Annotated in this window: 29 protein-coding genes and 2 pseudogenes; 16 read left to right on the top strand and 15 right to left on the bottom strand. The window is 44.4% G+C overall.

The window, feature by feature from the left end:
• Positions 1 to 355: 355 nt before the first annotated feature.
• From KGP21_RS00735 to KGP21_RS00690, 10 genes are all read right to left on the bottom strand, one after another.
• Positions 356 to 1,213, bottom strand: a complete 858-nt coding sequence (locus tag KGP21_RS00735) for a DUF4942 domain-containing protein (RefSeq protein ID WP_223536922.1) — start codon at positions 1,211 to 1,213, stop codon at positions 356 to 358.
• An 87-nt stretch (positions 1,214 to 1,300) separates the two neighbouring features.
• Positions 1,301 to 1,675 (bottom strand): type IV toxin-antitoxin system YeeU family antitoxin, encoded by a 375-nt coding sequence (locus tag KGP21_RS00730; protein WP_223536919.1) that lies wholly within the window; start codon positions 1,673 to 1,675, stop codon positions 1,301 to 1,303.
• A 76-nt stretch (positions 1,676 to 1,751) separates the two neighbouring features.
• Positions 1,752 to 2,084 (bottom strand): TA system toxin CbtA family protein, encoded by a 333-nt coding sequence (locus KGP21_RS00725; protein ID WP_223536916.1) that lies wholly within the window; start codon positions 2,082 to 2,084, stop codon positions 1,752 to 1,754.
• A gap of 5 nt (positions 2,085 to 2,089) precedes the next feature.
• Positions 2,090 to 2,575: a hypothetical protein gene (locus tag KGP21_RS00720; protein ID WP_223536913.1), complete on the bottom strand. Its 486-nt coding sequence runs from the start codon at positions 2,573 to 2,575 to the stop codon at positions 2,090 to 2,092.
• Between the two features lie 62 nt (positions 2,576 to 2,637).
• Positions 2,638 to 2,970 (bottom strand): DUF5983 family protein, encoded by a 333-nt coding sequence (locus KGP21_RS00715; protein WP_223536911.1) that lies wholly within the window; start codon positions 2,968 to 2,970, stop codon positions 2,638 to 2,640.
• Complete coding sequence (gene radC / locus KGP21_RS00710) at positions 2,964 to 3,452, bottom strand: DNA repair protein RadC (RefSeq protein WP_223536909.1); 489 nt, start codon at positions 3,450 to 3,452, stop codon at positions 2,964 to 2,966. Before radC ends, KGP21_RS00715 begins: the two co-directional genes overlap by 7 nt.
• Positions 3,453 to 3,470: 18 nt before the next feature.
• Positions 3,471 to 3,908, bottom strand: coding sequence for an antirestriction protein (locus tag KGP21_RS00705; RefSeq protein WP_223536907.1), 438 nt, complete (start codon positions 3,906 to 3,908; stop codon positions 3,471 to 3,473).
• Positions 3,909 to 4,097: 189 nt separating this feature from the next.
• Positions 4,098 to 4,454, bottom strand: a complete 357-nt coding sequence (locus KGP21_RS00700; RefSeq protein ID WP_223536905.1) for a hypothetical protein — start codon at positions 4,452 to 4,454, stop codon at positions 4,098 to 4,100.
• Between the two features lie 131 nt (positions 4,455 to 4,585).
• A complete protein-coding gene (locus KGP21_RS00695) occupies positions 4,586 to 5,056 on the bottom strand; it encodes a hypothetical protein (protein ID WP_223536903.1) in 471 nt (156 codons plus the stop codon).
• Positions 5,057 to 5,118: 62 nt separating this feature from the next.
• Positions 5,119 to 6,006 carry a GTPase family protein gene (locus tag KGP21_RS00690; protein WP_223536901.1) on the bottom strand — a complete coding sequence of 296 codons (888 nt, stop codon included), beginning with the start codon at positions 6,004 to 6,006 and terminating at the stop codon, positions 5,119 to 5,121.
• 435 nt (positions 6,007 to 6,441) lie between these two features.
• Here KGP21_RS00690 and KGP21_RS00685 point away from each other — a divergent pair, with 435 nt between their 5' ends.
• The 3 genes from KGP21_RS00685 (at position 6,442) to KGP21_RS00675 (ending at position 8,290) form a co-directional block, all read left to right on the top strand.
• Positions 6,442 to 7,050 (top strand): hypothetical protein, encoded by a 609-nt coding sequence (locus KGP21_RS00685; RefSeq protein WP_223536898.1) that lies wholly within the window; start codon positions 6,442 to 6,444, stop codon positions 7,048 to 7,050.
• A gap of 91 nt (positions 7,051 to 7,141) precedes the next feature.
• Positions 7,142 to 7,549: a hypothetical protein gene (locus KGP21_RS00680; protein WP_223538559.1), complete on the top strand. Its 408-nt coding sequence runs from the start codon at positions 7,142 to 7,144 to the stop codon at positions 7,547 to 7,549.
• 258 nt (positions 7,550 to 7,807) lie between these two features.
• A complete protein-coding gene (locus tag KGP21_RS00675) occupies positions 7,808 to 8,290 on the top strand; it encodes a hypothetical protein (protein WP_223536897.1) in 483 nt (160 codons plus the stop codon).
• Positions 8,291 to 8,354: 64 nt separating this feature from the next.
• On the opposite strand, the gene KGP21_RS00670 is transcribed toward KGP21_RS00675, so the two are convergent.
• Positions 8,355 to 9,218 carry a hypothetical protein gene (locus KGP21_RS00670; protein ID WP_223536895.1) on the bottom strand — a complete coding sequence of 288 codons (864 nt, stop codon included), beginning with the start codon at positions 9,216 to 9,218 and terminating at the stop codon, positions 8,355 to 8,357.
• A gap of 1,494 nt (positions 9,219 to 10,712) precedes the next feature.
• On the opposite strand from KGP21_RS00670, the gene KGP21_RS00665 reads away from it, so the two are divergent.
• The 10 genes from KGP21_RS00665 to KGP21_RS00620 all read left to right on the top strand — a co-directional run bounded on the left by KGP21_RS00665 (position 10,713) and on the right by KGP21_RS00620 (position 16,155).
• Positions 10,713 to 11,315 carry an inovirus Gp2 family protein gene (locus KGP21_RS00665; RefSeq protein WP_223536892.1) on the top strand — a complete coding sequence of 201 codons (603 nt, stop codon included), beginning with the start codon at positions 10,713 to 10,715 and terminating at the stop codon, positions 11,313 to 11,315.
• Between the two features lie 145 nt (positions 11,316 to 11,460).
• On the top strand, positions 11,461 to 11,724 hold the full coding sequence (locus tag KGP21_RS00660) for an AlpA family transcriptional regulator (protein WP_223536890.1): 264 nt from the start codon (positions 11,461 to 11,463) through the stop codon (positions 11,722 to 11,724).
• A 382-nt stretch (positions 11,725 to 12,106) separates the two neighbouring features.
• Entirely contained in the window at positions 12,107 to 12,274 is a 168-nt protein-coding gene (locus KGP21_RS29665) for a zinc-ribbon domain-containing protein (protein ID WP_223536888.1), read from the top strand.
• Positions 12,234 to 12,851: an inovirus-type Gp2 protein gene (locus tag KGP21_RS00650; RefSeq protein WP_223536886.1), complete on the top strand. Its 618-nt coding sequence runs from the start codon at positions 12,234 to 12,236 to the stop codon at positions 12,849 to 12,851. Before KGP21_RS29665 ends, KGP21_RS00650 begins: the two co-directional genes overlap by 41 nt.
• A gap of 94 nt (positions 12,852 to 12,945) precedes the next feature.
• The gene (locus KGP21_RS00645; protein WP_223538555.1) at positions 12,946 to 13,350 is read left to right on the top strand and encodes a zinc-ribbon domain-containing protein; all 405 of its coding nucleotides are present in this window, start codon (positions 12,946 to 12,948) and stop codon (positions 13,348 to 13,350) included.
• Positions 13,338 to 13,742 carry a zinc-ribbon domain-containing protein gene (locus tag KGP21_RS00640; protein WP_223536884.1) on the top strand — a complete coding sequence of 135 codons (405 nt, stop codon included), beginning with the start codon at positions 13,338 to 13,340 and terminating at the stop codon, positions 13,740 to 13,742. The genes KGP21_RS00645 and KGP21_RS00640 overlap by 13 nt, the downstream gene beginning before the upstream one ends.
• 179 nt (positions 13,743 to 13,921) lie before the next feature.
• Positions 13,922 to 14,101, top strand: a complete 180-nt coding sequence (locus KGP21_RS29660; protein WP_371824834.1) for a ClpX C4-type zinc finger protein — start codon at positions 13,922 to 13,924, stop codon at positions 14,099 to 14,101.
• Complete coding sequence (locus KGP21_RS00630; protein ID WP_223536881.1) at positions 14,086 to 14,364, top strand: hypothetical protein; 279 nt, start codon at positions 14,086 to 14,088, stop codon at positions 14,362 to 14,364. Before KGP21_RS29660 ends, KGP21_RS00630 begins: the two co-directional genes overlap by 16 nt.
• A gap of 9 nt (positions 14,365 to 14,373) precedes the next feature.
• On the top strand, positions 14,374 to 14,622 hold the full coding sequence (locus KGP21_RS00625) for a hypothetical protein (RefSeq protein ID WP_223536879.1): 249 nt from the start codon (positions 14,374 to 14,376) through the stop codon (positions 14,620 to 14,622).
• 576 nt (positions 14,623 to 15,198) lie between these two features.
• A complete protein-coding gene (locus tag KGP21_RS00620; protein ID WP_223536877.1) occupies positions 15,199 to 16,155 on the top strand; it encodes a hypothetical protein in 957 nt (318 codons plus the stop codon).
• A 385-nt stretch (positions 16,156 to 16,540) separates the two neighbouring features.
• Here the strand turns inward: KGP21_RS00620 and KGP21_RS00615 are convergent, their stop codons facing one another.
• A complete protein-coding gene (locus tag KGP21_RS00615) occupies positions 16,541 to 19,837 on the bottom strand; it encodes a P-loop NTPase fold protein (RefSeq protein ID WP_223536875.1) in 3,297 nt (1,098 codons plus the stop codon).
• Positions 19,838 to 20,334: 497 nt separating this feature from the next.
• Positions 20,335 to 20,463 (bottom strand): annotated as a pseudogene (locus KGP21_RS00610) (integrase); the annotation flags it as partial.
• 22 nt (positions 20,464 to 20,485) lie between these two features.
• Here KGP21_RS00610 and KGP21_RS00605 point away from each other — a divergent pair.
• The 3 genes and pseudogenes from KGP21_RS00605 (at position 20,486) to KGP21_RS00595 (ending at position 22,033) form a co-directional block, all read left to right on the top strand.
• Positions 20,486 to 20,848 (top strand): hypothetical protein, encoded by a 363-nt coding sequence (locus tag KGP21_RS00605; protein WP_223536873.1) that lies wholly within the window; start codon positions 20,486 to 20,488, stop codon positions 20,846 to 20,848.
• 57 nt (positions 20,849 to 20,905) lie between these two features.
• Positions 20,906 to 21,170, top strand: a pseudogene (locus tag KGP21_RS00600) (IS5/IS1182 family transposase); the annotation flags it as partial.
• A 548-nt stretch (positions 21,171 to 21,718) separates the two neighbouring features.
• Entirely contained in the window at positions 21,719 to 22,033 is a 315-nt protein-coding gene (locus tag KGP21_RS00595) for a hypothetical protein (protein WP_039996087.1), read from the top strand.
• Between the two features lie 691 nt (positions 22,034 to 22,724).
• Here the strand turns inward: KGP21_RS00595 and KGP21_RS00590 are convergent.
• On the bottom strand, positions 22,725 to 25,826 hold the full coding sequence (locus tag KGP21_RS00590) for a type I restriction endonuclease subunit R (RefSeq protein ID WP_223536872.1): 3,102 nt from the start codon (positions 25,824 to 25,826) through the stop codon (positions 22,725 to 22,727).
• On the bottom strand, positions 25,819 to 26,988 hold the full coding sequence (locus KGP21_RS00585; protein ID WP_223536871.1) for an anticodon nuclease: 1,170 nt from the start codon (positions 26,986 to 26,988) through the stop codon (positions 25,819 to 25,821). Before KGP21_RS00585 ends, KGP21_RS00590 begins: the two co-directional genes overlap by 8 nt.

The raw sequence follows: 26,988 nt of genomic DNA, 5'->3' as shown, positions 1-26,988 counted from the left end.
AGTGAGCCATTTTGTCAAAAACCCATCGTAAAAACAACGTAATAAAATTTGCGTGGCTAACATGCGTCTAGTTGTTTTACACGCAATAGCTTTAGAAAGGTCTGCTTTTGGCACTGAGCGGACGGTCTCCGCAGCAAAGCTGCAGATACCGTCGCCCACTTAAAGTCGTTAGTCTTCGTTCAACAGTCCATACAGTGCTCAGTCAGCTTGATCGAAATCAACAAGACCTTTAAAATCAATCACGAATGAAAGTGTAACGTCTTAAACATATTAGCTTGGAATGAATGCGGGCTTTCATGTCCTGCCATTTCTCCTTTAGCTATGCTTTCACCGTAGCAAACATACTACACTCCACCTATTTTTCGGCTAACATTCCTGGGTAATGCTTAGCGACAATATCATTCATCCTATCAATCAATTCGGGCTTTCTGAATACGATATGCGCCGATCCTTTCATAAAGTACCGAATGCTCAGGTAATCATCTTGGTAATCCTTAGCCACCAGCCTATTTGCACAGATATGCTCATATAACCGACTGGTGATATCCCCTCGATTATCAGGCAACGGCTTGCCATCTAGCAAGTGCAGCACACGTTCCAGATCCGCCAGTTGGTCACGCCGGTAACTGTGGTTCAGAGTAAACCCCCACTTGTTGTAGCTGACCAAATTGCTAACGATAATTTTCTTGCCGAAGCAGCAAGGATTGTTGGTTTTATAGTCCCAGGAAAGCGCTTTAAAAACGTTAATCACACCACGTTCAAACACCTCCCCCTTATCATGGTGCAACTGCTCAAACGTGCTGTAGATGCTTTCCTCACTGATGGCGGGTAGGTCTTTACTCTCCAGACTCTTGTACCAATGATCGCGGGCTTGCGCGTCCATCAACGCCAGCATCCCAGAGCGATTCATCAGGTCTTGCCAGAGTTTGCGATCGATCTGGCGAGTGATTGCAGCCAGACCTTTATCTTGTTCCAGAGTGAGGTGGCATCCGTAACGATGGCCAGATTGCACTGCCCAATCTTCCAGCTTACCGCCACCGATACTGAATATCAGACTGCCAATCTCCTGCAGTTGAACCATCAACGCTTCAATCTGTTTCAATGCAACTTCACGGCCTGTTACCAAACGTTCGATGTCAGTCGAACAGATGAGTTCGGTGTGGCCGATAAGAACTTCAGAGTTTTCAGTAACCGTACTTAACGAATGAGACATTATCGGGATCCTCAAAAACAAAAATGCCCGCATCTGCGCGAGCTGGGGGAAAGGTTGAGATAGGATGTTCTGTGCCTGTTTGGGCTATTACTCTGCAACGGGTGGCCGTGCCGTTTGATAGACGGCGATATACACATAACCAAAACTGCCCAACGTATCGGCTTCACAGGTAAAACCCGCATGCTGAACAGCAACACAATGTTGGCGGCGTGGACCGAGCTCACCAGACCGTAATAGTGTCTCCAGCGTTTCAACCAACACAGGAAATGCCAGCTCAAGAGCCTGGATAGCCTCAGGGGAAAAAGCACCCACACAGCCAGCTCGGTCACTCAGAAAATGCAGATGAGCCCCCTGCTGTACCAGCCGAGCTCCCAAGCGCGGTGTGATGTCAGGTTGCAGGCCCCAGAATGGTGTAGGGTCAGGAATGTTGTTCGGGGCTTTTGGATCGGGGATTTTCACCATGATATTTTCCTTAATATGCACAACACCACCAGCCTGGCTGGTGAGTCAGTGAATTAACGAGATGTGTTTAGACGGGTTAAACCAGGCGGGAATTAATGGGGGTTCGCAGCCCCAGAGCGCTGCGAACCCGCAACATATCGCTGCCGCTCAGGGTCGGATCTTGTGCCAACAAACTGAATCCAGGACGGTCAACGCGTACCAGGTCGAACTTTTGAACCAGTTCGTTGATGGTTTCACGTACGGTCACCCCATACTCAATCTGTTGGGCAATAGCCAGTGGGTCGTGGTATGGCGTGTCGTTGAGCGTGAGTCCGTAGCAGTGGTCCAGTAACCAAGCGAGCAATTGTTGGTATTCGATCAAGGCAGGCTTTTTGGGGGCGGTATGGAGTACTTTATCGATAGCCTTCATAGCGATTAACCTTTAAGCGGAGAAACCGGTAACTGGCAGCGTTGGGCCAGCCAGTAAGCGACTGAGTGCCACTGTTTCAGGGGTACATCGGATTCAATCGTCCAGGAATTCGGACTGTAGGTATTCGCCAGTAATAGCGTAGCCACCACCAGCCATTGGTAAGGATATCCCCGCGTATCACACCGGATCGGCGCATGGGGTGTTTGACGTCGGTACAGTAAAAACGGATCCCCCGCCTGGTGGGCTGCGCGATCCCCATTGAAGCCGATCATACCTAACCCAATCACACTGTCGTCAAAGCGTAACGGGCGATTGCCTGTGTGTTCACAGATAACCGGAGCAGTGGTTAAGCCCAACGTATCGGGATATTCCCGCATCTTCAGGTAAGCCTGGATGGCGACCTGGCAGAAGGAATGCCAAGCCTGCGGGAGAACAGTATTGTGCTGAAGAAAATGGAATACGCCAGACGTAGGCGCAGCATGTCTATTCATGTTGGAATGTCCTAGAAAGTAGCGGAATAATAGGGAGATGAGGCATTGAACGTGGAGAAGCGTTACCAACCGAACGTGGCAAAACCGGGTAATACCTCACCCAGAGCATCAATATGCAGATAGGTCAGTTGATGGCGTTTCATCAGCGTGATAACCAGATAACGACAGGCTTTAGAAAGCCCAAGCCGCCTGAGTTGCAATATCGGATGCGTCCACGCATCCAGCCGGATCAAGTAACCCGTCCCCGTAAAATGTATCCACTCCCCATCGCTAAACTCATCCTGATAATGGGAAACCTGGTACAGCAACGCATTGTCCTCCTCACTGATATGCGCCGAACTGCATTGCAGGCCTCGAGACAGTGCAGGCTCTTGCTGTGGGAAAGTTGCTAACATGGTAACCACCCTCGTTCAGCCAGTGATACCGGTTCACCGTCGCCAATTATCAGATGGTCCAATACCCGGATACCGACCATATCCAACGCATTGACCAACCGATCGGTGAGCGTACGATCAGATTCGCTCGGTGTCGGATCTCCAGCAGGATGGTTATGTGCAATAACGACAGCAGCGGACTGATGACGCAAAGCCTGTATCACGACTTCTCGGGGGTAGACGATAGTGGCATTAAAAGTGCCCACGGAGACCGTTTCACTGGCAATCAGCCGATGGCGGTTATCGAGATACAGCACCATAAAGCATTCTCGCGTTTGTGGGTGCAGATGGAGCCGCAACCAGGTTTTGACCACTTCGGGTGAGGTCATTGCATAAGGTCGGCACTGCAACTGGGTTTCGAGTATCGCTAGAGCCTGGCTAATGATGTTCTGCTGATCACGAGTAAATACCGGTGAGGGTGAAAGCATCTGGGCATAAGGCATGGAGAACCTCCTGGAACGTCAATCAATTAAAGAGAAGATGGCGTTACTTTCCGGGTGTTGTAGAGCGTATGCACGCAGTCGATAGAAATGATCCGTCATAGCCTCACTTTCGGTCCGACAGGCGTGGTGACTGTAGGTCATCAGGCAGGCAGTGATGCCCACCGCTTCCCGATTCATCGTTGCCTCGTTACCGTTGAGTGCATTGAACAGCGTGTATACCTGGTCTGTTGAGGGGATCAGGTAGGCTCCACCGTTGGATAACGTACGAAAATCCCAGTAGTCACCTTGATAGTCATCACATAAGCGATCTAACCAACTGAAGACTTGGGGTTCTATCAGTATCCAGCGAGAAACCTGACCAAAATGCCGGGGCCAGAAATTCATTCTTTGACGATCGGAGACTACGGTAGACGTGATCATGCCGATGTCTGTATTTGTGTTTACCTGAGCGTTCATTTTCACTCTCTTGATGTGGAACAAGCCAATAACAAAACAGGCTCCGCCGGAAAAACCGGGGAGCCTGTTCATAGGGGATAAATGTTTCAGTGGATCAGCTACGCGTACTACAAGCCTTCGTAACACCGTTATTTATGGGGTGATGACGATCTTGTACGTCAACGCATATTGTCGCTTTAAGACATTCAATTATTGCCAGTTAAAGGTAAATGCGCCTTTGTTGGTCTGTACCGTTAACTCCAAGGGTCTACATTGTGTGAAGCCGCTATTACTGGGTGTGGAGAACGATAGGCTCTGACCGTATTGCAGCCGTTTATTGACGCCTTTCCCCCGTCCCGGATAAGAAATAACGCAGTTACCTCGGTTAAGGGTGAACGACTGAACGGTAATGTCGTTATCCACACTTGTCAGCGTCAACTGCCAGGCAGGAAGATTGGCATTATTGCCAATATAAATCCCCCGAGATTGAACCGTTATAGGGGAGTTGGCGGCGAAGGTACTTATGCTGGTAGCAAGTAATGTGATTGCAAGAACAGTTTTTAACATGGTTAAGTTTCCTTACTGAGCTCCACGGATAGTGGGTTAGGTATGTTTGCTGAGGTGTTATGAAGCGGCGTAATAGAACGCGCTTCTACTGTCAGGCTGCGGATATCCATACGCCTGTTATTCCACGTTGATTAAGGCTGGTCCAGACAGTCCTGCCAGGAAACCGCCTTCAAAGCTTGAGCCAAACCACGGGCACTGAATGGTTTTGATTCCCCTGACTGAAGCGAGGTAAACGCAATCTTGTCTTTCGGGCCGGACTGTTTTAGCGCGTCAAATGCCTGCTGCGCCGGGATGCTACCCCCGACCGCTGGTTCGTCATTGTCCAGTCCGTACTTTTTACCGTTGATCATCAGGTAAACATCCTTCAACCCCTCTACCGAGCTCGCACTGTAGTTTTCCTTAAGCTGTTGATACGTCACTACCATCTGGTGATCACCGCAGCTGATTGTCAATTGCTCCCCCGCTTTGTTCATGCTGTTCAGCGCGAACTCCATACCGCCGGTATTGCCGAACCAATCGCCCCACGTTTGCTCACTGACCGCAGCGGATGCACTCGCCGTAACCAGCAGCGCAGCCAATGTCATGCTAGGTAATTTATTCATCGTCTATTTCCTTGTTGTTGATGTGTTTTTTGTTTAATGGCACAAGGCCAAAAACAGGAGGGTTAACCGAAAAACCAGTCCCAGACCGTCTTTGCCACTTGTTTAACGGTGTTTTTAACGGACTGGACCAGTGCTTTTAGGGCGTTAGGTACCGGTACGGAGCCAATGGCCCAATCCACGATTTCCGTCACGGTATCGCCAAAGTCTTCCTTGGCTTTATCGACGGCTATCTCGGTGCGGCAAGAAGCATTGATATGGGCGTAAACATGGCTGCTGGCATAGCGAGGCAATGCATAAATCATGGCTTCCACCAGAGACGACATCTGATAGCCGGTGATGGCACTGATAGCGATGACATGTGCGGGGGAGACTTGGAACCCGGCGGCAACCGCATTGATCTTGCGCTGCAACGTGTCTTGCTGTTGCCGTGAAGGTTGCTGACTCACGCTATCCCAGGTGAGTGAAGGATCGACCTTATCTGCCTGGCTGAGTACAAACAGGATGGCGGGGTGCGGTGTATGGCTGACCTTAAGTATCTGATGATAAACATGTTCATCAGCAGCCAGGGCCCGGTCATCAGCCCGGATAACCCAAAGGATAAGATCAAGCTCAGGGAGTAATCGCTGATAGAGCGCTTCATATTCCGCGTCCCGTTCTTGACTCTCCCCAACCCCGGGTAAATCCATCAGGGTGAGCGAGTGTGTCCCCACGGTTAGCGTCAGACGCTGAGGCTCTCGGGTACAAGCATCAACATCGCTAACGGCACAACACTCACCGTTAAATAACCCATTACACAGGCTCGATTTACCGGCACCTGTTTTACCCATGATGCCGATGACCGGCTGGTAACACAGGGAATGGCGCAAGCGCTGCAAGATATGCTCACGCAGAGAAGCAGGCAGTGCAGAAAGGTGTTGGTCAAGCAGGGAGAACCCTGAATGCTGACTCATGGTATGAACCCTCAGTAAGGAAAAGAAAAATGAGGTAGTGGCCTCACTGAGGTGATGTAGGGCTGAAATTCCCTTCAAGTGAATTTTGTCCTCCGCCACCGTTCCATTCTCAAAGGTGGACTCACAACCATATTGTTTTAATTGATTTTTCATCCTTACCCCCTTATCAGCGCTCTCCTTGCAATGGGTGTTAGCATAACTTTCTTGATCGATTTTAACGATCAATATTTAATTATTGATCACTTTTAACGATCAATGTTAATCTATGGAGCGGCAACCTGTCTTGTCACAGGTTGGGCCTATCACGTTGGAGAGCGCATAACGATGCGGGATTTTAGTGATGGATGGAGGGCTGGCAGCGAAGAGTGAAGGCAACAGGAACCGTATGACCTCTGTATGCAGGACTGCAGTTTCAACAACAAGGATGAAGAGACCATGTTACCCATTGTTTTTAATAATTTTATGGGCGAGGCAAAAAGCCCCATACCGAATAATTTGGTGTTAATCCCTCTGCTGGCTTCCCTCTTGCTTCTCTTATCGCCTGTGCGGGCCTTGGTTGCCACTGTTCTCTTAATGCTAGGATTTCACTGGTATTTTGTTAAACAAGATAGGGTTGCGATTACCGCAGCAGCTAACAAGCCCCCCTGTCCGTGGTGGTCCCTGCTTTACCCGTGGTATTTATTGAGAAGGCTCAACATCATCGGGGGGAGTATCTTTATCGTCGTCATTTTGACGACGGGATTCAGTCAATTAAGTTCAAAGAAAGCCAATACCAGGGAGCTTTCTAAAATCGCATGCCGCACCACAACCCAAATCATCCGGGATAATGCAAGAACCGTGGGCGGTACTGCACAATGCATCATGGCCGATAACCTGATGCATATTCACGGTAACGCCTATCAGGCCGATGCATTCTTAACTAACGGCATACTATTTCCCCCATCTTTGAAAAGCGCAGTAATGGTATTCCTGTCAGTTTTACAGAATCAGGAAGGGGTTACCTACGCCTCTGCCTCGGCAGAGCAACAAGCAAGCGACCTATAACATCAAGGAGGAAAGTGATCAGAAAAAATGAATGTGAAACTTGAGGTGATTTTTATGCGGACTTTTTTTAACAATATAGCGAGGTACCCAAATGGGCCTTTTTGATAATACCAGTACCTACGGGCTGTGCGGTCTCTTTGACGACATAAAGGAAGCTGTCAGTGGTGGGATTGATTATGTGGCTGAAAACCCGGTGAAAGTGATCGCGACTGTGGCCGTGACCGCAGCAACAGGTGGAGCCGCATTCTGCTTTGCCCCTGCCATCGCCGCTACTGCTGGTGCAGCGGGTTTTTTAGGGACGGCGAGTACAGGCACCGCCATCGGTACACTTTCTGGTGCAGCCCTGACAAACGCTTCACTGGCGGCATTGGGCGGTGGGGCTATATCTGCAGGGGGGTTAGGTATGGCTGGTGGCACGGTTGCAGTCGCTACCACTGGAGCCGTGGCTGGAGGTACCGCGACAGCTATCCTCACTCCCTCAAAAACCAGCGACTCGTAAGCCAGACCGGAGGTATGAATGAAGATTAACGCGCTAAGAAACGTCAGCTCAACGAGCAACACCCGGATATGCACACTCATGGGCGTCTGTGAGTTTTGTGATGATAGCGCATGCTCACTATGCGATATCTGCTACGGGTGCAGCGCCTGTTGTCGTTGTTAACCCGTTTACCACTAATGGCTGAGACCTTCAGCCATTAGTGCATTACTCAATGAATAGCTCTCCGCAGGGAGAAGTCTCCAACAAAGGAATGACAGTATGAAAAATCGCTTTAAGTTAGTTATCTCCTTGTCAGTGACCTTGTTGGCATTTGCTGCATCGGCAGAAGCCGATACCAATATCATGTCCTGCCAGTTACAAAATGGCAGCGCCGTCCGGATCACCTGGGATGGCAATAATCTAAAGTACGCGTATGGAAAACCAGCCAAAAACCCTGAGATCGAATTACCCAACCCACCGAACGAGCTGAAGAACGTGCATTTTGGAACTGTATCGTTTGCCAGTAGCGAGGCCGTCTATTATCGTTTCAGTAACGGCAACTATGATTATGTCACTTACTTCACTGAACAGAATGACGGTACCGTCAGTAACCTGGGTATTTTTAAAGATAAGAAATTGATCAAACAGATAAAATGTAAGGGCTATTTCAAAACTGAGTTGGCGAATATTTATCAACCTGTGAGTAGCAAAATAAAGCAAGACGACCCTAATGATAGTATCGACTGGGTAGTGAACGAATAAGCACAAGGAACCTTGACCAATACGGCCAAGGTTCATCTGTATTATGCATAAAAGCAGCAGCCATTTATCTCTCCTTGGACTGATTTCTTTTTATAACCATTCTTGAGTTATCAAGATGAAAGTCAATAAAATATATCTTGTCACTAGTGGGGATCCTTACCTTTTCAAACCTTTTGAAATCTTCCAGCGTGAATTGTTTTTGCTCATGGAGAACCCCAATGAAATACCCTCCGGATCTTGACTGTGAGACTTCATCAATATAAAGCAGATGCGAGTATTTTGATCTGTTCCATCCTTTTTTAGCAACATCACTAAATTGCCTATAGGTAATGTTAGCGAAATCCAGCAAGGAATATTTTTCCAGATGCTTTTTATTTAAATGAATCGGCAGAATATACACGGTTACAGTTGCATAAAAATTGACAAAGAGAGGCTTTTCTTTTTTATAGGAAACGTCAGCTCTAGTTAAGAAAAACAGCATGGCGTCAGGATAAGCGAAATCATAGATATAAGACTCTAATTCTGACTTCAATCGCCTATTGATTTCACCTCGTATCACCATTCTGTTTATGGTTGATTTTTGCGTTTTACTATTGAAATTGAAAGCTTCAGACTCTATCAATGGGAAACTCATGTCGAATACAATCTCGCTCGGCGAAACTGTATAGTCTTTCCCATCCGTAAAATTAACTAAATTCAATGTTAATCCCGATAAAAAATAATTATTAGGAAGTAAATTTCTGTTTTTTCCAACTGTCCCATTATCTAATAGTTTTTGAGGTTCTTTTAGTTGCTCATCAAAAGCAATCCTGAGCGTTTCCTCAATAATTCTTGAAGCTCCAATTTTATTATTTTTCGCCAAAACCCTAACCAAATTATATATTTGAATTGATTTAAAATTCGTCGTAATTCTATTTTCACTAACCATAATAAACCCTCAAAAATAAAAATCAAAACGCAGTTTTAAATAATTAAAGTGCTGCACTTATTTTGATTTTATTTGGTGCTGCACTTTTTTTCAAGTTACTGTTATTTATTATGTGATGAAAAACACGTTCTCCCCTGGACCTGCGATTTTGTCCTCCTGTGCTCCGATGGTCATTGCCTACGGTAATGGTCTGTACAACGCCTTTAAAAGGGGGGCGGCTCATTTCTTAGTGAAAAGTTACTGCGGTAGCAAGGCTATAATCAGCATGCGTTGCTGGGTAATGAACGGTCCTCAGCAGTCGCTCTCTTCGAACTAACTCCAGAGTGATTTATTGAGATGACTTTAGGTATCAGTAACGGCTCAAAGCCAGAGGTGGCTTGCTATAGCGTGGATGAGGAAAAGGTCATCACCATCACTTTTACGTCGGTTTGTTTAATATATACATATAACAGTAGGGGTAAGTATCATGAAGGGTAGTTATCCATATGAACCCTACCAGTCAAAGAGAGGTTTACTTCGTATCGTTACCATCAAGATTACCGATACGAAGATACCAGTGTACCTGTAGGAATGAGTTGATCCATCTGATGTTATGAACATGCATAGGGAACATGAGTTGGCCCTTATCGTAAGAGCCATCTAGCAAGTAGTCGAACATTCACCCGTAAAGGGTTTTGGATCGTATCTGCGTTGATGCCAGTAAAAGGTAACTAACAAGACAACGTTATGCAGGATCTAGACTCTTCCCTATCGAGAGGTTCATCAAACTGATTAAGTTAGAAGCTTACTGTTCATCTGAGCAGTAACGTTCTATGTACAGGTATCGATTCATCCACAGGCCTTATGACTAAGTATCTGCTGGTAATGACTGGTCTTTAGGTAACAGCCATCGTTGGTCCATCTCTCCCAATCTTCGTAGTACTGATTGCGTTGATTCTGTTTACTTACCAGACAAGGGACGCTCTATAAGGCCTGCTAACGGCGGGTATTTGAGGTTATTCACGTAGGAAGTCAGGTTAACGTCGTCGTCATGATAATTAATTATAAATAATATCAGTCATATACCCCAAATCGTTACCAATACCCTTCAGAGCGTTTAGTTACCCTCCAGGGTAACCAAGGTTACCTCTTTGCTACCTAAGCCTCTCTACGTGGCGTACAGCGCGTTTTAAAGTCCTATTGGGAAAGTGTTCTGCCTGATGATTGCTGATGTGGAACGATTACGGGTTAACCGATAGGGATAATCCTTTAATAATCAATGGAAATTAGTCTTGCTATCCATTTTCCTTCGTATGCCTTACCAGAAGCCCCTAGGTGACGTTCATCATCATCGAACGGGTCTTTGCATTATCTCTCCCCCTTGTAGCCTCTCCATCGATGACAGCATGTTTTAACAACCGACAGTACTCACTCAATAAATCATTACTGCTCTGTCGATGGTAATGGACGTTCAGCGTTTGAACGGATCCATCCAATCACTGAGGAGTAAGATAAATGAACTCGATTACCTGGTATGGCCCAATGAATGACCACTATATGCGGCAAATACTTAAAACAATCAAATGCGCAGCAGAATGCTATCCGAGGTTGCTAGCATTACGTGTTGACTTGAGGCTTCCTGGCCAAGGTATCCCTGCTCGCACCGACTCAGCCTGCATATCGCGTTTTTTCGATGCCTTGAACGCCAAACTTAAAGCCGATGCTGCGCGTAAAAAGAAAGAAGGTAAACGGGTTCACCCCTGTACGGTACGGTACATGTGGGCCAGAGAATTTAACCAGGATGGCAAGAAGAAGCATTACCACGTGGCATTACTGCTCAACAAAGATGCCTATGCGTTTTTAGGCGATTTCGATAAAGGAGAGGGAACGTTGGCAGCGATGATCAAGCAAGCCTGGGCCAGTGCGTTAGGTGTGGCTTACCCAGAATTTCAGTCTTTGACCTTCTTCCCCAGAAATCCTTGCTATTTCCTGGACAAAAAGAATCCTCGTGATGGCAAGAAACTCACCGCTCTTATCGAACGAGTCGCTTACCTTGCGAAAGAAACCTCAAAAATCAGTAAGGACGGTGAACGTAACTTTGGTACCAGCCGCAACTGAAAGCATCATCCCCGATAAGTAATTAATTACTCACCTCTCGATGGTAATGACAGAGTAAGCAGCCACCGATAAACGCAGACCAACTAAGGGATTGTGGTAACTGCTTGCTTCTGTCTTCCATTAACGTGAGACAGCGAGAGACATCATGAGTAATCAACTTACCGAATTAAATTTGCTGGAAGACAAGCTGGTGGACATGACCTTTATCACCAGCTTTACCGGATTGACCGACAAATGGTTCTACAAGCTGATCAGCGAAGGCAAGTTCCCAAAGCCCATCAAGCTCGGCCGCAGTTCAAGGTGGCTACACAGTGAGGTTCATACCTGGGTGCGGCAGCGGATCGAACAGTCTCGAGGGCAACAGCAAGCCGAGATATCTCTGGTAAAGCAATGGGCAGGTAGTCGATAACGAATTAAGATCAATGAATAAAGCATCACCACAGGCCCACTGTGCCGTTTTAACGTCCAATGCCCGGGTGTATGCAGGTTTTCTTCCCAATCATGTCTTTGGAGCCCCTAGAAGACCAATAAAGCGTATGTCGACAGCGCGTTGGTTTATCTTCCTTCGTGACTATTTTGATGTTCCCGACCCCATTTCCCCCCTGGTTGAAAGACTGCATTCGGCATAACGGCCTGTATTTATGGATGGTATTAGCAACAACCACCGTCGGTAACATCATTCGCCCCCCCCAATCTTACTCAATAAAAATCCCGCGCTCCCTGCTGTATGCGATGTTCTCTGAACATGTCGCAAGGCCAGCGTTTCTCATGGTTCAAACAAGGAAACTCACATGCAAAAGATCAACGCCGTAAATCCAGTTAGCGCACCCACCCGCTGGATATGTACGCAATGCCACCGGCAATACACGGGTGCCAAACCGTGCTCTTTCTGCCACAGCGCCCTATTCAGCGTACCGGTTGGCTCCCAGGGTACGCCTAATAAGAGATGGCAATGTTAATGAGAGAGCTTCATTCCCCCACTCAACCACTCAACTCGACGAACACGGTATCAAACGCACCCTGCAAGCGACCATTGATCATTATCCGAGGCTGATCGCATTACGTATCACACTACGCTTACCCGATCCTTCAACTCAGCCCCTCGACACGCTGACAACCCGGTTTTACGCTGCATTACTCCAGCGTATCAACGTATTTCTCAACAGCCGCCAATTAGCAGGTAAACCAACACCACCTACCCAAATCAGCCTGTTATGGGGAACTGAGGGTGATGGGGGGATCCCTATGTTATTGCTGCTCAACCAGGATACGTTCTACAGCGTCCGCCATGATGCGGCGTTACAGACGCAAGTTTGTGCTGTTAACGCCCTCATCAGCAAAGCCTGGTCATCAGCTATCGGCCCGTCTAACGAGTGGGTGCAGGTTCAGCTGTCGGAAACCATTTGCCTCCGGGTTGCTCGTGGTGAACCCGATACCTATCCATCCCAGTATGCTGCGCTTAGCAACAACGCGATGCAGTTATCTTTACCTGACAAACCAGCAATCATTAACTATTTACGTCACCCCGCTCGTTGACCTGATTTCACTCACTTCCCTTCGATAGCACGACTTTCTGCCCATACAGGGACGGATGTCCCTTAAGCGTAAGGTCGTGCGGAGAACCAATATGATGTATGCAAAATCCTTTATGGTATTAGACGGCAATGAACGCCTGACCGGGGCCCTCACAGCACAGTCTGCCCTTTACGACCGCTACCGTTGCCCTCTTTGCGGTAGCGCGATGACGTTCCATCCGGAATATCACGCGGAACGCCCCTGGTTTGAACATCGGCAGAACACGTTAACCGCCCGAGGCCGACACTGCCCCTACGTCAAGCCTAAGCGTGTAGAAATGCAGCGTATCAAGCAGCTACGTCGTTACGTACCTGATGCCAGGGCGCTGATACGAAAAACCGACTGGCTTTGCGCAGGCTGTGATAGCCACTACCACGGGGAACAAAATTGCCTGATTTGCCATACCGGTAAACACAGCCGTCATGCCAACCCGTCAGAGGTCACCGTATGCGCATGTTGAAATGTTACCTGGCCAATGACAACTCCGGGCATTTTGTAACAACAAAAGAGGCCATCAACAGGGACAGTGGCGTGCTCACCTGCGTTTCCTGTGGTTGTAGGCTGATATTGCATGTTGGCGAGCCCGGCGTGGCCCCTTGGTTCGAACATGATCAGCAGACCGTTCCGGTAGCGACGCTGATGAAGTGTGCAAATCTGGACCCGCAGGTTAAGGCTGATGAAAGACACGCGCAGTTGCGCAAAACGGTGGGCTGGCTTGCAGCGCCTGCCGCGGTACAGTCTTGGTACTGCGTCAGGTGCCAGAGCCATTACCAGGGGGAAAAACACTGCATTACGTGTAGCACCGGGATATACAGCATTACAGAAGCAACGTGGCGTGAGAATTACCGCTGAACGTAACACTGTTACGGATCCGTTGAGGTATTTTTTGTCAGGCGGGCTCGTCGAATGCCGGGTTGGCGCAATCAGCGACAGCATAAATATCAGCCTTCGATCTGAACGAAGGACCGCAGCATCTTGCGGAGTTCAATGGGATATGATTTGCTTGTCACTCTCCCCGATGAGGCGAATGTATGAAAGACGTTGCCTATTGCTCGTTTTGTGGTAAGTCAAATGCAGAAGTGGCGCATTTGATTGCCGGGCCTAAGGTTTGTATCTGTGATGGGTGCATTTCGCTGAGCTGTAAAATCATTCATGCGCGCAGCGAAATGGAGCCAAAGATCCACTGGCGGCCAAAATGTTGCATTTTTTAGATAAACATTCTGGCGCGTTAATTGATAAAGCCGTCGCCATATCAGATAACCTACTGGCTGAAAAGCTGGATACTGATACAGAAGCTTTAAAGAAATCGGAGAAACTTCTTACCCGAAAGAAAAAAATCACCGTTGTGCCGGTGATGGCGGGTTTTAACATGTACCTGGTGAACGGAAAAGACGTCACGAAAGACTATATCGAAAGTGAAGATATCCTACCGCATTGCCGTTCATCTCATGTTGAAACCGAATCCGAAGTTTAAGCTGTTGCCATGAAACCACTGCCAGCCAAGGGAAAGTACTTTTTGGCTGGTTCTTCCCAGATAACGCTTTGTTTCAGGTTGAACGTTGAGTTACAGCTCAACCAGAAAACCGTCATGATGAACGGAAAAAGCCGGGGACGGGTTTATAGCCTTAAAGCCGATTTAAGCCATATTCCTGAAACATTTCGCTATCTGCTTGTAAACCGTATCCGCCGTGTTCCATCAGCAGGAACCACTGCAGATAAAAGAGCCACGTGAACGTCGAGGTTGGCATTAGAGGCTGGACTACAGGTGAATGCGCTGGATGGTCTTTTCTGGCTAGGTATTAGTGCATCGCTGCCGATGTCTTAAAGCTGCGGCAATCCGGCATGATAATTGCCACGTCTGAGGTTGAGGTTGAGGTTGAGGTTGAGGTTGAGGTTGAGGTTGAGGTTTATGATAGCCTGACCCTAACACAAAGAACCGTTTTTGCGTATCAACTTGAGTAGTGCCAGCAAACATGTCACCTGAGCATTAGGATAATCTACCGCTTTTCGACTGAGTCATTCCCTTTTGTTCCATATTGGCTTTCACCGTTCTTTAGTCCTTAGTGGTATCACTATTGACAATAACTTTGCTTTAGCCAGATAATTTTTTATCATTATGGATTATTGAGTATCAGCTATGTTGGTCAATTGGAAGTACAATAGCGAGTTCAGGTCATGCGTGCGCTTACTTCGCATAATTGGCAATCTCTACCTGGCAGGGACCTTGTTCACAGCAGCGTCGTTGTTCTCCCTGAACACGCACGCTGCCACCATTGATGTTGGGGTCTTGAGAGACAGTACGATTTACATGACGCTTGATGGAGCAATTCAGCCTGGTGATGCTCAAAAGTTCCATTTCCTGGTAGAACAGTACCGGCAAATCAATCACCCCATACAAATAGTCTTCCTTAATTCTCCTGGCGGAGTAGTTGATGAAAGTAAGATAATATTCAGTGATGTGCTCGCAAATAGAATAGATACCTACGTTGCGGCAGGCCAACAGTGCATAAGCGCCTGTTTTGCTATTTTCGCTTCAGGAACCCGACGTTTCTCTGAGGTAAACAGTATCATTGGCGTACATCGTGCCAATGTAGGCGGATCTGATTCGGATCGAGCTCGCTCAGTTTCAATTGATATGCTGGAACTTTATAAACTGCTAAAAGTCCCTCCTGAGATTCAATTGCAAATGATCTCCACAGCTCCACAAGAGGTCTATTTTCTCACCCCACAAGATAAGCGGTTAATGAGTCAATTACTGCCTAATACTGGATCTGCACTTCAACTTGTTAAACACACCAATATTACACCGCGTCCCAAAGGAGTTACCAGCGAGGACAGAGCCCAGGCAAGAAGATATAACAAACAAGGGATTTTACTTATTAATAGTCAGCAATATGCAATTGCTATCAACACCCTTGAATTATCTAAATCCTTATATCCCATCGATGCTGAGGTGTTAGGTAATCTGGGTTATGCCTATTACATGGTAGGCGATTTGGTGAGTGCACAAAACAATTTGACAGCATCTTTACGTATAAGTCCTAAACGTGGTTCCACTTGGAATAATCTTGGGCTAGTACTTTCCGCAAGGGGTTATGTAGCATGGGCTGCTGAAAGTTTCGTTAAATACTGGAATTATTCCCGCAATAAAAAAGCAGCAACAAATCAGTTTTTCCACTGGGAATCTGAACGGCCTGGGACCCCCTTAGAACAAGCTTCACGTATTGCTCGCGCATCACTTGGTCTCTACGCACCGGTTAACTGAGGGAAGAGCATTGAACCAAATTTTATTACTGGCAATCGCAGATGTTTTACTGAGCGCTTATTCTGAGTCTGTTGAAAACCACAAAAATCAATGGTCGCAACCCGTATATCTGGTTTCGCGATGTGCTACCCGCTTGCCGGCTTGGCACAAGAGCCGGCCCAATGAGTTACTACATTACGCCAAAGTAACGTAACCGAACAGTGAACTCGTGTTGCTCGATTTAAATAATGTAATAAGCTGACGGGGTAATTAGCTGAAGGCTTTTTACACGCAGGATATAAATAAAGGCGGGTCACCCCGCCAGTATAAAAATAGTAAATTTTTCGCTCCCCTTTACACCATCACATTCTTGATCTCAGTCTATATTAACTGCTAGTCACATAAATCACTCAACAGTATCAGAAGTCTTTTTTTCATCAATTCTATTTTTAATGTATAGAGATGAGGCACATATATTTGGAAACACACCTTTATTTTCAATGATATGTACAGTAGCAGTTCTTGCATCGCCCTTTGGCCATTTAGAAAAATTGAAAGTTTGCTTATCAAGCCACTCAGCCAGTATAGGGTCCTCAAGAGATGCGTTGAAAAGTGCAGCAATACTACGACGATCATTGGAGTCCTCAGGTTCTTTGTATGTTAACTCTTGATAAAAGTCATGAATAATAAATATGCGCCTTTGCAGACCAGTTTCTCTTTCAAGAAGAACATCATGCAGTTCTTCAATAATTTCGATGCGTTGTTCCTCTTTCAACAGAGTCCATAGCAGATGAATATTTACGGCTTTTTCGATCTCCTTTTCATCCATATGACGGTACCAGTCTGCAAAGAGGTTAATATTCTCAGACATGCTTACGTAAACACCACTTTTTTCCATATCTTTAAGAACTATAATTCTGTTAGCCTCGATATTACCAAATGCCTCATAAAGATGTTGTTCACTGCTGTATACATCCTGACTCAGGATGTATAGTTTTTGCTTAATTTTGGTAAGCCCTTCCGAAGAGAAAAGATCATTAAGGAACAACGGACTTATTTTTTCAATACTATTCACGTCTAAACTAGCCAATGCAGCAGTTTCTCTCTTTTCTACAATCTGTAAAGGCAAAGCATCTGGGAGGCGCATTTTAATTAAAGAATATTGTTGCCTGATAAAGTTAGGCGTTGATATTGAATATATTTTATAGCCATTAATTATATTTTTTATAGCTTCACAAACAAATGGTAAAGCTCTATCATTAGATAGTGATTTAATTACCGAATCAAATGATACCGAGTAGCAAAAATAATTCTCAAGATATTCTAAAAAATCTTCACTTTCTCTTTGCGCTTCATGATTTTCAATACCATCGTAGTTGTTAATTGCAACCATATGAGCCACAATTTGTGCGGAGAAATCTGCAGGATGTTTCTCTCTAATATGTATTTGATTATCATAATAAGATAGATGATTAGTATTACTCCATCCCGGGAAGAAAATTATTTTTCTAAACTCCAAAACGCCTTCTATTACTGTCTGTTGTGAAAATTTATTATAAGATGCACTTACTTGTTTAGGGAGGTCATTTTTCTTATTAACAACTATGCGTTGCACTGCCGAAGTGGACAAATTAATATGCCTTAAAACTCCTGCTAAAAATATATCACCAAGAACATCATCTAAAATAACACGCAACATACTTTCAATACTATCATCACAAAGAATCAACTTATCTATTCTAAGATTTATTAATTCAACCTCCTTATTTAGCAGATGATTAGCATAAATATTACCATCCAATTCATAATCAATTTCACCCAGTAAATTCTCATCAAATATAGCAGAGTATATGTTAGCTTCGCATAATAACTCTGGTATAATCAAAGCATTGTAATCATCAGCAGAGTGGATAGTATTTAAATCAGCAACAATAAAATTTCGCTGACGCATCATGAACGCTTTTTTCTCTATTTTCTCCAGACTCAATAGATTTAGAAGCGTTTTACTAAATTTCTCGTTCAGTGATGCCCTATGTTTTAGAGCATAAGTGGCATTCAAACTCTGCATAGTTGAGTTAACTTCCTTGATAACAACATCTAACATATCAACCGGCAAACTTCCCAATGTTATTAATCCGTCTGACATATTAATACGACTAGCCACCCGTGCCCATGCATGATTGAATCCCCATAAGTTAATAAGCAATTCCAACTTACCCCCATTATGCTCCTTAACAGCTTCAGTTAGTGGTGTATCAAAAAGCTCACTTCTAGCCAAATCTTTCTCAGCTTGATAATGAACACTCATTAAGAATTCACTCCACCTAATTGTGTCATTATTAAAAATCCGATTGAGTTGTTTCACCGTCGCCTGTAAACGGTCAGTGAGTACATCATCAGGGGTTGGTGGATGAAAATCTTCACTATCATCTACAGGCACTCGTAAGAGATTGCTTATATCCTTCTCACCATAGCGAACGACGAGAATATAAAGAGCTATCAAAATATGTCTAAAATCATCTTGGGCTGGGACTGTCAAATCTAAGATGTGAATATCATTAACGAATTTCTTCATCAGCCTTGGCGTAATACGTGGATACTCAGTAGGCCTCCAACGTTCCAACAACTGTATTGCTTCCAAACAGGACTGCAAGTCAGAGGCATGCACGGACTCCTGCCACAATTTCTGAAATGCATCCTGCCAGCCTGCAGTTATCAAAGGGGGGACACTAAAGCATACAGGAATACGTTTAGCAATGAACTCTCTGCCACTATGTCCCTCGACTGAAAGTGAAGTTGCCACCTGCCTAGCTGAGTATGGAATAATTATCCTGAATTGCTCATGCGTTGCACCAGCGATGAGCTCCATATCACTCCACAATTCTTTGACCTTTTCTGCACTTATGCGGTCAAGATTATCTATAATCAGGATAAATCTAGTGCCAATAGCTAAAGTTTCTGACGAAGTAAATCCGGAAAGAGCCTCAGTCAGTTCTATAGTTCCAACCTCTCGACTAATAAGCCATGTTTCAGATATCCTATCCACGCTATTCTGTTTGAATAGATCTCCAACAGTAGTAATTGCATCATCATGCTTCCTATTTTTACAACATATTCCTCTAACCCAAAGTGAAAATAGTAATATAATAGGTGATGCAAACCCAATACTTTCAGCAATTAAGACAAATCCACTGAGAGGCTTAGTTTCAGTTAAATAGTAATTCACATCAGCAATCAGATATCGGATCATTTGAACTGACAATAAAGAAAGAAAAACAAAAGCAACAGTCCACCAACTCAATCTACTTTTTACTTTTTTTTCATATTCAACAATATTACCTAGAGCTTTATTTTTAAATTTATCAAGAGCACGTATATTAACTCCATCACTTTTACTTATACCCTTATGAATAACATCAATTAATGCTTTTTTCGTAGAGCCATGATGATAGCGTTCAGCGTCAAAGTTAATAAAAGTAAATTCACTGTGAAGTTTTTTCTGCAAAAAATGAATAATTGTGGATTTACCAGAACCAAGCTCCCCCTCCAACCCAACAATATTAATCCCAGGCTGTCGCATTACGCCCGCCATCATAGACGCTACTTTTTCATGACTCTGCCCTTCAAATATATCATGTTCCGACGGAGTCTCAGTTTGCAGTTTCAATCCCATAATAACCCCACTAAATAAATTAATAATCATCCATTCTCATGATGAATGTAAAAGGTGTCCTCATGACAATAATGACCACCTATAGATAGCATATCGATTTACCTCCAAGTTGTCTTGATATTACTCACAAAATAGAGATTATCTGCAGATAAGGAAAATTATTGAATGATCTCATTCTAAAAGGCGTGTACAAAAAGCAGGACATAAGTCAGGCTTACGGAACTTGACTTTGCCATTTCCAAAAGGCGGAATGATACGTTTAAAACACTGATAGCGAGGTTGACGAATAAATGGTTAAATGGATAAACATGGCAAATGCAAGTCTCTATTTGAATTTTGTTGATGATACGGCCACTTCAAGGCTGATATTACTCAACCCTATTGAAAACGTAGTGAAATCGATCATGGTATCGAACACATGAAACAGTATCTATTACAGAATCAACTAATAAATACAAATAAACCACAGAAATATGGCTCGCTCATAAATTTATCTCTCTTACTCATCTCAATCAATATTGCAGTTATTACATCTTCGATTTCTGTAATCGTGCATAATCAAACGGGCTAACCGCCCTCACCCGGTTCGTATCCAGAAAATCCGCCCACCACTGCAGCATCAGCCTGCGCTCATCCAAATGCTCTGCCTTATGGATACATCGTTACAAGGGCCATGCTGTGAGGAAGAATATTGCCGAGCATTATGGCTTGAGTGCGCTTCATTCTCTGGCGGAAAGTGCAGATCCATGGGCACAGCTCTTCGCGCTTGCGGCAAGCCAACGCAAAGAGGGACAGTCTGACCTGATTCCCTACTGGATTTTTGAAGAGGGAACCGCTCGCATAGAACGCCGGGTTCCCATGCTGCCGTACAGCAAAGAGAACATTAAGTTTAAACGGCTTAAGCGAGAGCTGGCGCTCTACCGTATTGTCTTCGGCCAACCCCGCCAAGAGGATTTGCTGTTCGGCCTGAAACACAGTAGTGATGAGTCTTTAACGGATATGACGCAGTGGCTTATTTCTCTCGAACCACCAAAGGTATGATGCTCCTGAGCGTGAGAAACTTTCCTCCATTACCTTATGTACTCCTTATACCATGGAGGTTACTGGCCAACGGAGTACGCAGAGCGAAATCAGGCGGTAGCGAGGCAGCGGCTTACGGGGAGTAACGCCTACTGGAAATGGAACACGGCTTACAACCGGCGGTCGGTGGCGGAAACGGCGATGTATCGTGTAAAACAACTGTTCGGCGGGCACCTTACACTGCGTGACTATGATGCACAGGTCGGTGAGGCGATGGCCATGATCCGTGCATTGAACAAAAATGACGCGTGGAGGAATGCCAGAAAGTGTACGGATTGTCTGAGAAAATGACTGACAGGAGGAGCTATTATCTAAATCCTATTTATTTAACAAAGCCCTTCTTAGCCTTGGGGGACACTAATTCATCACAGTAACTACAATGTAGTTGCACTTGATTTTAAAACACTTTTCAGTATTCCTTGCAAGTTTTCATCTAATCATGATAACCCGATTCAGTACTAAAACCCAATAAATTAATCGTTATTAACGATCAATAAATAAATTATGATAGTCAGATGCTATCAATTGATGCCGATCGATCTGTGAAAACAATTGATAAATCATATCAAATACAAATAGCTTAAAGTAGAAGTATAAATATAACGAATGACAAAATGAGAGCAAGCGCATAGATATTCTTTGACAAACTCATATCCCTATGAATTTAAATAAGTTTAATGTTAAACTTGGTAATTGATTATATTCTGGTTGGTTATTATACTAAAGAATGTGGTGCGTAATAATTATTACATCACTAATTCACATAAAGGTTGTGAAGGTAATAAAGAAAAATTAGTAAGAAGACAATATTAAATATAAAAAGGTAATAACATGAAATTATTTGTAAAAGATGAAGGGACTGGAGATAAAGTCTATCTTAAAAACATAGCAAAGGATAGGGAGGATTTAGCAAAAAACATTGGTTCAAGCAAACTGAAAGTAAAAGATAAAATATATTCAGTAAACTCTGTTCAAGCTGAAAGTGGTAGCAGTCTAGCTTATACCACTGCTATGGGGGGAGTAGTAGGTGTACTATTTGGTATTGCTGGCATTGCTATCGGAGCAACTATTGGTGCTATTGTTGGTGTAAAATCCGATGAAGAAGAAAAAAATAAAGTAGAAAATTTCAATAAGAGTAAAAAATAATGTGCAAATTCAATAATAAATTGTTGATTGTCCTTTTTTATTGGTTTTACTTTCTATTTTTTATGTAAATTATAAAGACTATGTACATCAGAATGTTAGAGATTTTCTTGAATGGAAAAATTTAAATTTGTCTCTTTGGATTTTTATTTCAATTTGCTTTATAGTACATTACTTATCTATTGATAAATTTGAGAAAAATAAAACGGTATATATAAACAATTTTCCTATTCATTATGGCGTTTTTTCTAATGCAATTTTTTCTGTCATAACGTTCGGTTTAGCTACTACTACCTCAGTTTCTATCATTAAAGGAATTTACATTCAGAAAGTCTTTGAAGATAAAATTTATTTCTTTAATTTTGATAATATAGATATAGGCTCTATTCTTGTTATTTGCTCTTTCTTGCTCTTATATTCAATGTCAAATAGTATCAAAGTACTTTATGCAGCAATAAAAATTAATACATATGAAAGTGCATCTTCACCTGAATGAAAAGTTTATAGGCTAGTCATATTAATAACTAAATGTTAATATGATTAGTCCTGCTTCAAGGTAAAATAAAGTACTTTAATAAAATTAAAAATACAAAAAATCAGCTAATGATACACACAGAGCATAGCAAGTAGCTGATTTTTATAACGTTGTGCTACAAGTGCATAATGCCGCAATAAGGGCTACTTTGCTCATTTATCAAACTTTCCCTCCCACACCTTTGAACTTCTCGACAAACACCGCGATCTTCTGGAATACACTTTGCTTTTTAGTAAGATACTGTGGGTTTAGTGGGCTCATCTTGGGCAGGATGGAATTAAGCTCGGTGCCGTTTTCGCTTGCGAATTCACGCTTAAGCGAGGTGGTAATATAGCGCCTAGCCGCCTCAGCATTCAAATTCTCAGAATTAATCAGCTCGTCAGCTTCACGCTGTTGCTCGATCTGGGCAAAGGCGAAGAAGGCTTCGATCACGCTGGCTTTATCGCCAATCTGATCCAGGTCGGTTTGATTGATAAAATCAACCAGCAAACTCTCCTTGGCTCGGTTACCGAGGCTGGCACGGATCAACCGACGCACTTCATCAACCAGATCGGCTTTGCTTCTAGTTTTTTTGTTGTGCTCAAAGATCAGCTCCAGAATGTAATCGAGGTTGATCTCCTGAGATTTCAGCAGATCCACTTCGAACACCACATCATCCCAGTCGATGGTGGATTTGTCTTTGTCCTCTGCCGATTTTTGACGACGCTGCCAATCGCGGATGTCGTTGTAGGTCGAGCGGTAATCCTGGATCTTGCGCTCGACTGGCAGGCGTATGGCCTGCAACTCGGCTAGCTTTTCATCATCCAGATAGTGTTCGGCTTTAAACACTTCAATCGCTTCAGGGTCGTTCATATCAACGCTTTGCAGGGCTTTCAGGCTAGCAAACTCATCGTAGTTTTGTAGCACATGCTCAACGCGCAAGTATTCACCAAAGAGTTTGGCAAAGGCTTTTTTGTCAGCTTCTTTTTCAATGGTGGCGGGATCAGGAAAACGCTGCTCCAGCTCGCTGACCACATCCACAAAACCGCGTCGCGCCTGACCAGTCACCACATCGGTAAAACCTTCCATGTATTCCTTGTAGCTCTTTTCCAGCACCACGTTCTTGGTATTTTTGTCACCAAATAGGGTGATGGCATCCACGGTCGCTTGTTCCAGGTCACGGAAGGTAACGATATTACCAAAGGTCTTGGTAGCGTCGTAAATTCGGTTGGTGCGCGAATAGGCTTGCATCAGACCGTGATAGCGCAAGTTTTTATCCACAAACAGAGTGTTCAGCGTCGGAGCATCGAAGCCAGTCAGGAACATGCCCACCACAATCAGCAGATCGATCTCCTTGGCTTTAACCTGTTTGGCCAGGTCGCGGTAATAATTCTGGAACCCATTGCTATTTATGCTGAAATTGGTTTTGAACAGCGCGTTGTAGTCGGCGATGGCCGCGCTTAAAAACTCTTTGGCGCTGCTATTCATGGCCGAAACATCAAAGCTTTCATCCTGAATATCACCCACGGCATCTTGCTCTTCATTGGCTACAAACGAGAAGATGGTGGCCACTTTCAGTGGTTTTTCGCTCTTCTTCTGCAACTCCTTGAACGACTCGTAATAGAGCTTGGCCGCATCCACGCTACTTACCGCAAACATAGCATTAAAGCCCTTGGCGTTCGCTTGTAGGCGATGCGTCTTTTGCCGGAAATGGTTTAGGATGTACAGGGTAATTTCGCGAATACGGTCAGGGTGCAACAAGACCTGCCTGTTTTCAGCAGCACTGAGCTTTGTCTCATCCTGTTCGGTTTCGATGGCTTTGAACTGTGGGCGGACATCGTTGTAGTCCACCTTGAACTTGAGCACCTTTTCATCACGAATAGCATCGGTGATGACATACGAGTGCAACTCCCGGCCAAACACGCTGGCAGTGGTGTCTGCGCCAAGCGCGTTTTGTGGGAAGATGGGAGTGCCGGTAAAACCAAATTGATAGAAGCGTTTAAATTTCTTCTTCAGGTTCTTCTGCGCCTCACCAAACTGACTGCGGTGGCACTCATCAAAAATGAATACGACCTGTTTGGTATAAATGGACAGTTCACTTTCGCTTTTCATCAAATTGTTGAGCTTCTGGATAGTGGTGACAATAATCTTGTTATCATCTTTATCCAAATTACGCTTGAGACTTGCGGTACTGTCAGAGCCATTTACGCTATCCGGCGAAAAGCGCTGGTATTCCTTCATGGTCTGGTAATCCAGATCCTTGCGGTCCACAACGAAGAATACCTTGTCGATAAACTCCAGCTCGGTGGCCAAACGCGCCACCTTAAAACTGGTGAGGGTCTTGCCAGAACCTGTGGTGTGCCAGATAAAGCCGCCGCTTTCCAGCTTGCTCCAGTTTTTCGCCTCAAAGGCGCTTTTAATTTTCCACAAGATGCGTTCAGTGGCGGCAATCTGGTAAGGGCGCATCACCAACAGAGTGTTACTCACGTCAAACACTGAATAATGCAGCAACACATTTAGCAAAGTATGCTTCTGAAAGAAGGTAGCTGTAAAGTCCTTCAAATCCTTGATCAGGTTGTTATCTGCCTTCGCCCAGTTCATGGTGAAGTCGAAGCTGTTTTTATTGCGTGCCGTGGTGTTGGCAAAATAGCGACTATCAGTACCGTTAGATATGACAAACAGTTGCAAATACTTATAGAGAGAATGCCCGCTGTTAAAACTCTCCTTGCTGTAACGGTGTACCTGGTTAAAGGCTTCTCGAATAGCAACGCCACGTTTTTTCAGTTCAATCTGCACCAAAGGCAAGCCATTGACCAGAATGGTCACATCGTAGCGATTGGCATAGCTGCCGGTTTGTTCAAACTGCTTGATCACCTGTACCTTGTTACGGGCGATATTCTTCTTATCCAGCAGATAGATGTTCTTGATGCGGCCATCATCGAAAACGAAGTCGTAGATGTAGTCATCGTGAATTTTGCGGGTCTTATCCACAATGGTATCGCTGGGCTTATCGAGGTAGGTTTCTACAAAACGCGTCCATTCACCATCAGCAAATTGCACATTATTGAGCGTTTGCAATTGCACTCGCACATTGGCTAGTATGGCTTCGGGAGTATTCAGACTGAGCAGGAACTCATAGCCTTGGTTAACTAAGTCCTGGATCAGCTCCCGCTCCAGATCGTTCTCGCTTTGGTAGCTTTCTGCCGCCATCCATTCTTTCTTGTACTTGTCCAATACGATGAAGTTGTTGGATTCGGCGATGGGCTTAGTGTAATCAACCATGTTGTTCCTCCTGCTTCCAAAAGCCATGCTCATTTTTCAAATGTTCAAGCAACAACTTTACCGTTTGCTTCTCGGGCTCTGTAGGCTCGGCCACTTCTTCATTGGACAATGTGCGATGGCTATAAAAATTCATCACCAACCTTGAATAAGACTGTTTATTTTCAGGCAGTAAATCAGACCATTGAGGGTAGCCTAGAAAATTAGCAGATTTTTCGTACAAGTTACGAAGCAAAGTAAAATGGTAGCGTTGAACTTCATTCTTTTCGATGGCTTGTTCAATGAGGCGCTTAATATACAAATGATAAGAAAAACTTTTATTGGAATCGCCTTTCTTATCCTCAATTTCAAAGGTACCATCTTCAAAGCGTTTTAGGATGTAACCGCCCTTGGCTTTAACCTCATTGTAAAGCACGTTATAAAATAAAGGATTGTGCGTGGAAACAATGAATTTAAGCCCCGATTCGCTGGATTTTATTAGTTGTGCCAGATCAAGAGCCAGCTCAATTAAGTGGTTTTCATCCAATGAGCTTACCGGGTCGTCAATAAAAACATATTCCAACTGGTCAAACTGATTCGATTCACGCTCATCAGGTTCGGCCACATTTAAAATTGTTATCACTTGATCTAACAGGGTGTAAAAGACACTCCAAATAAAGTTACTTTGCTCACCTTTAGATATTTTCAGATTACCAAAGTGGTCATCATCCCCTCGCTCAAGAGAAAATGTCACTTCTGAAAATGCTTTTACTGTAACTTCTTTTTCATCTTTGTCTTTGGTTTTATATTCTTCGTTAAACCGTGGTGTGAGCTTATCATTAGCGTAACGCTGAAAATTGGTGATGATATTTTGGTCTTGCCCCTGTTCAATCAACACCCAGTCGGTGAAAGAATTCGTCTGAATTTTCAACTTGGGTTCGGCATCATCCTGTAAATCGTTATCCCAATAGAAGAGATCTTCGGTAAATGCGTTGTAATAAAGGATTTTATTTCGTGAGAGCTCGGCTTCATCAACCTGCTCATCGCCCGAATTTTTCGGCGCAATAAGAGCTTTAAATTCACGAGATAGGCGAGTTTTACCCGTACCATTAAAGGCATAAATCAGCTGCACTTTTTTATTGGCGTCTTTTAGCTGCTGGGCTATTTCCGTTAGCGTCTTGCTCAT

Source organism: Serratia sp. JSRIV004, from assembly GCF_019968705.1.
Taxonomy (GTDB): domain Bacteria; phylum Pseudomonadota; class Gammaproteobacteria; order Enterobacterales; family Enterobacteriaceae; genus Chania; species Chania fonticola_B.
This window is presented reverse-complemented; position numbering and strand designations above follow the sequence as displayed.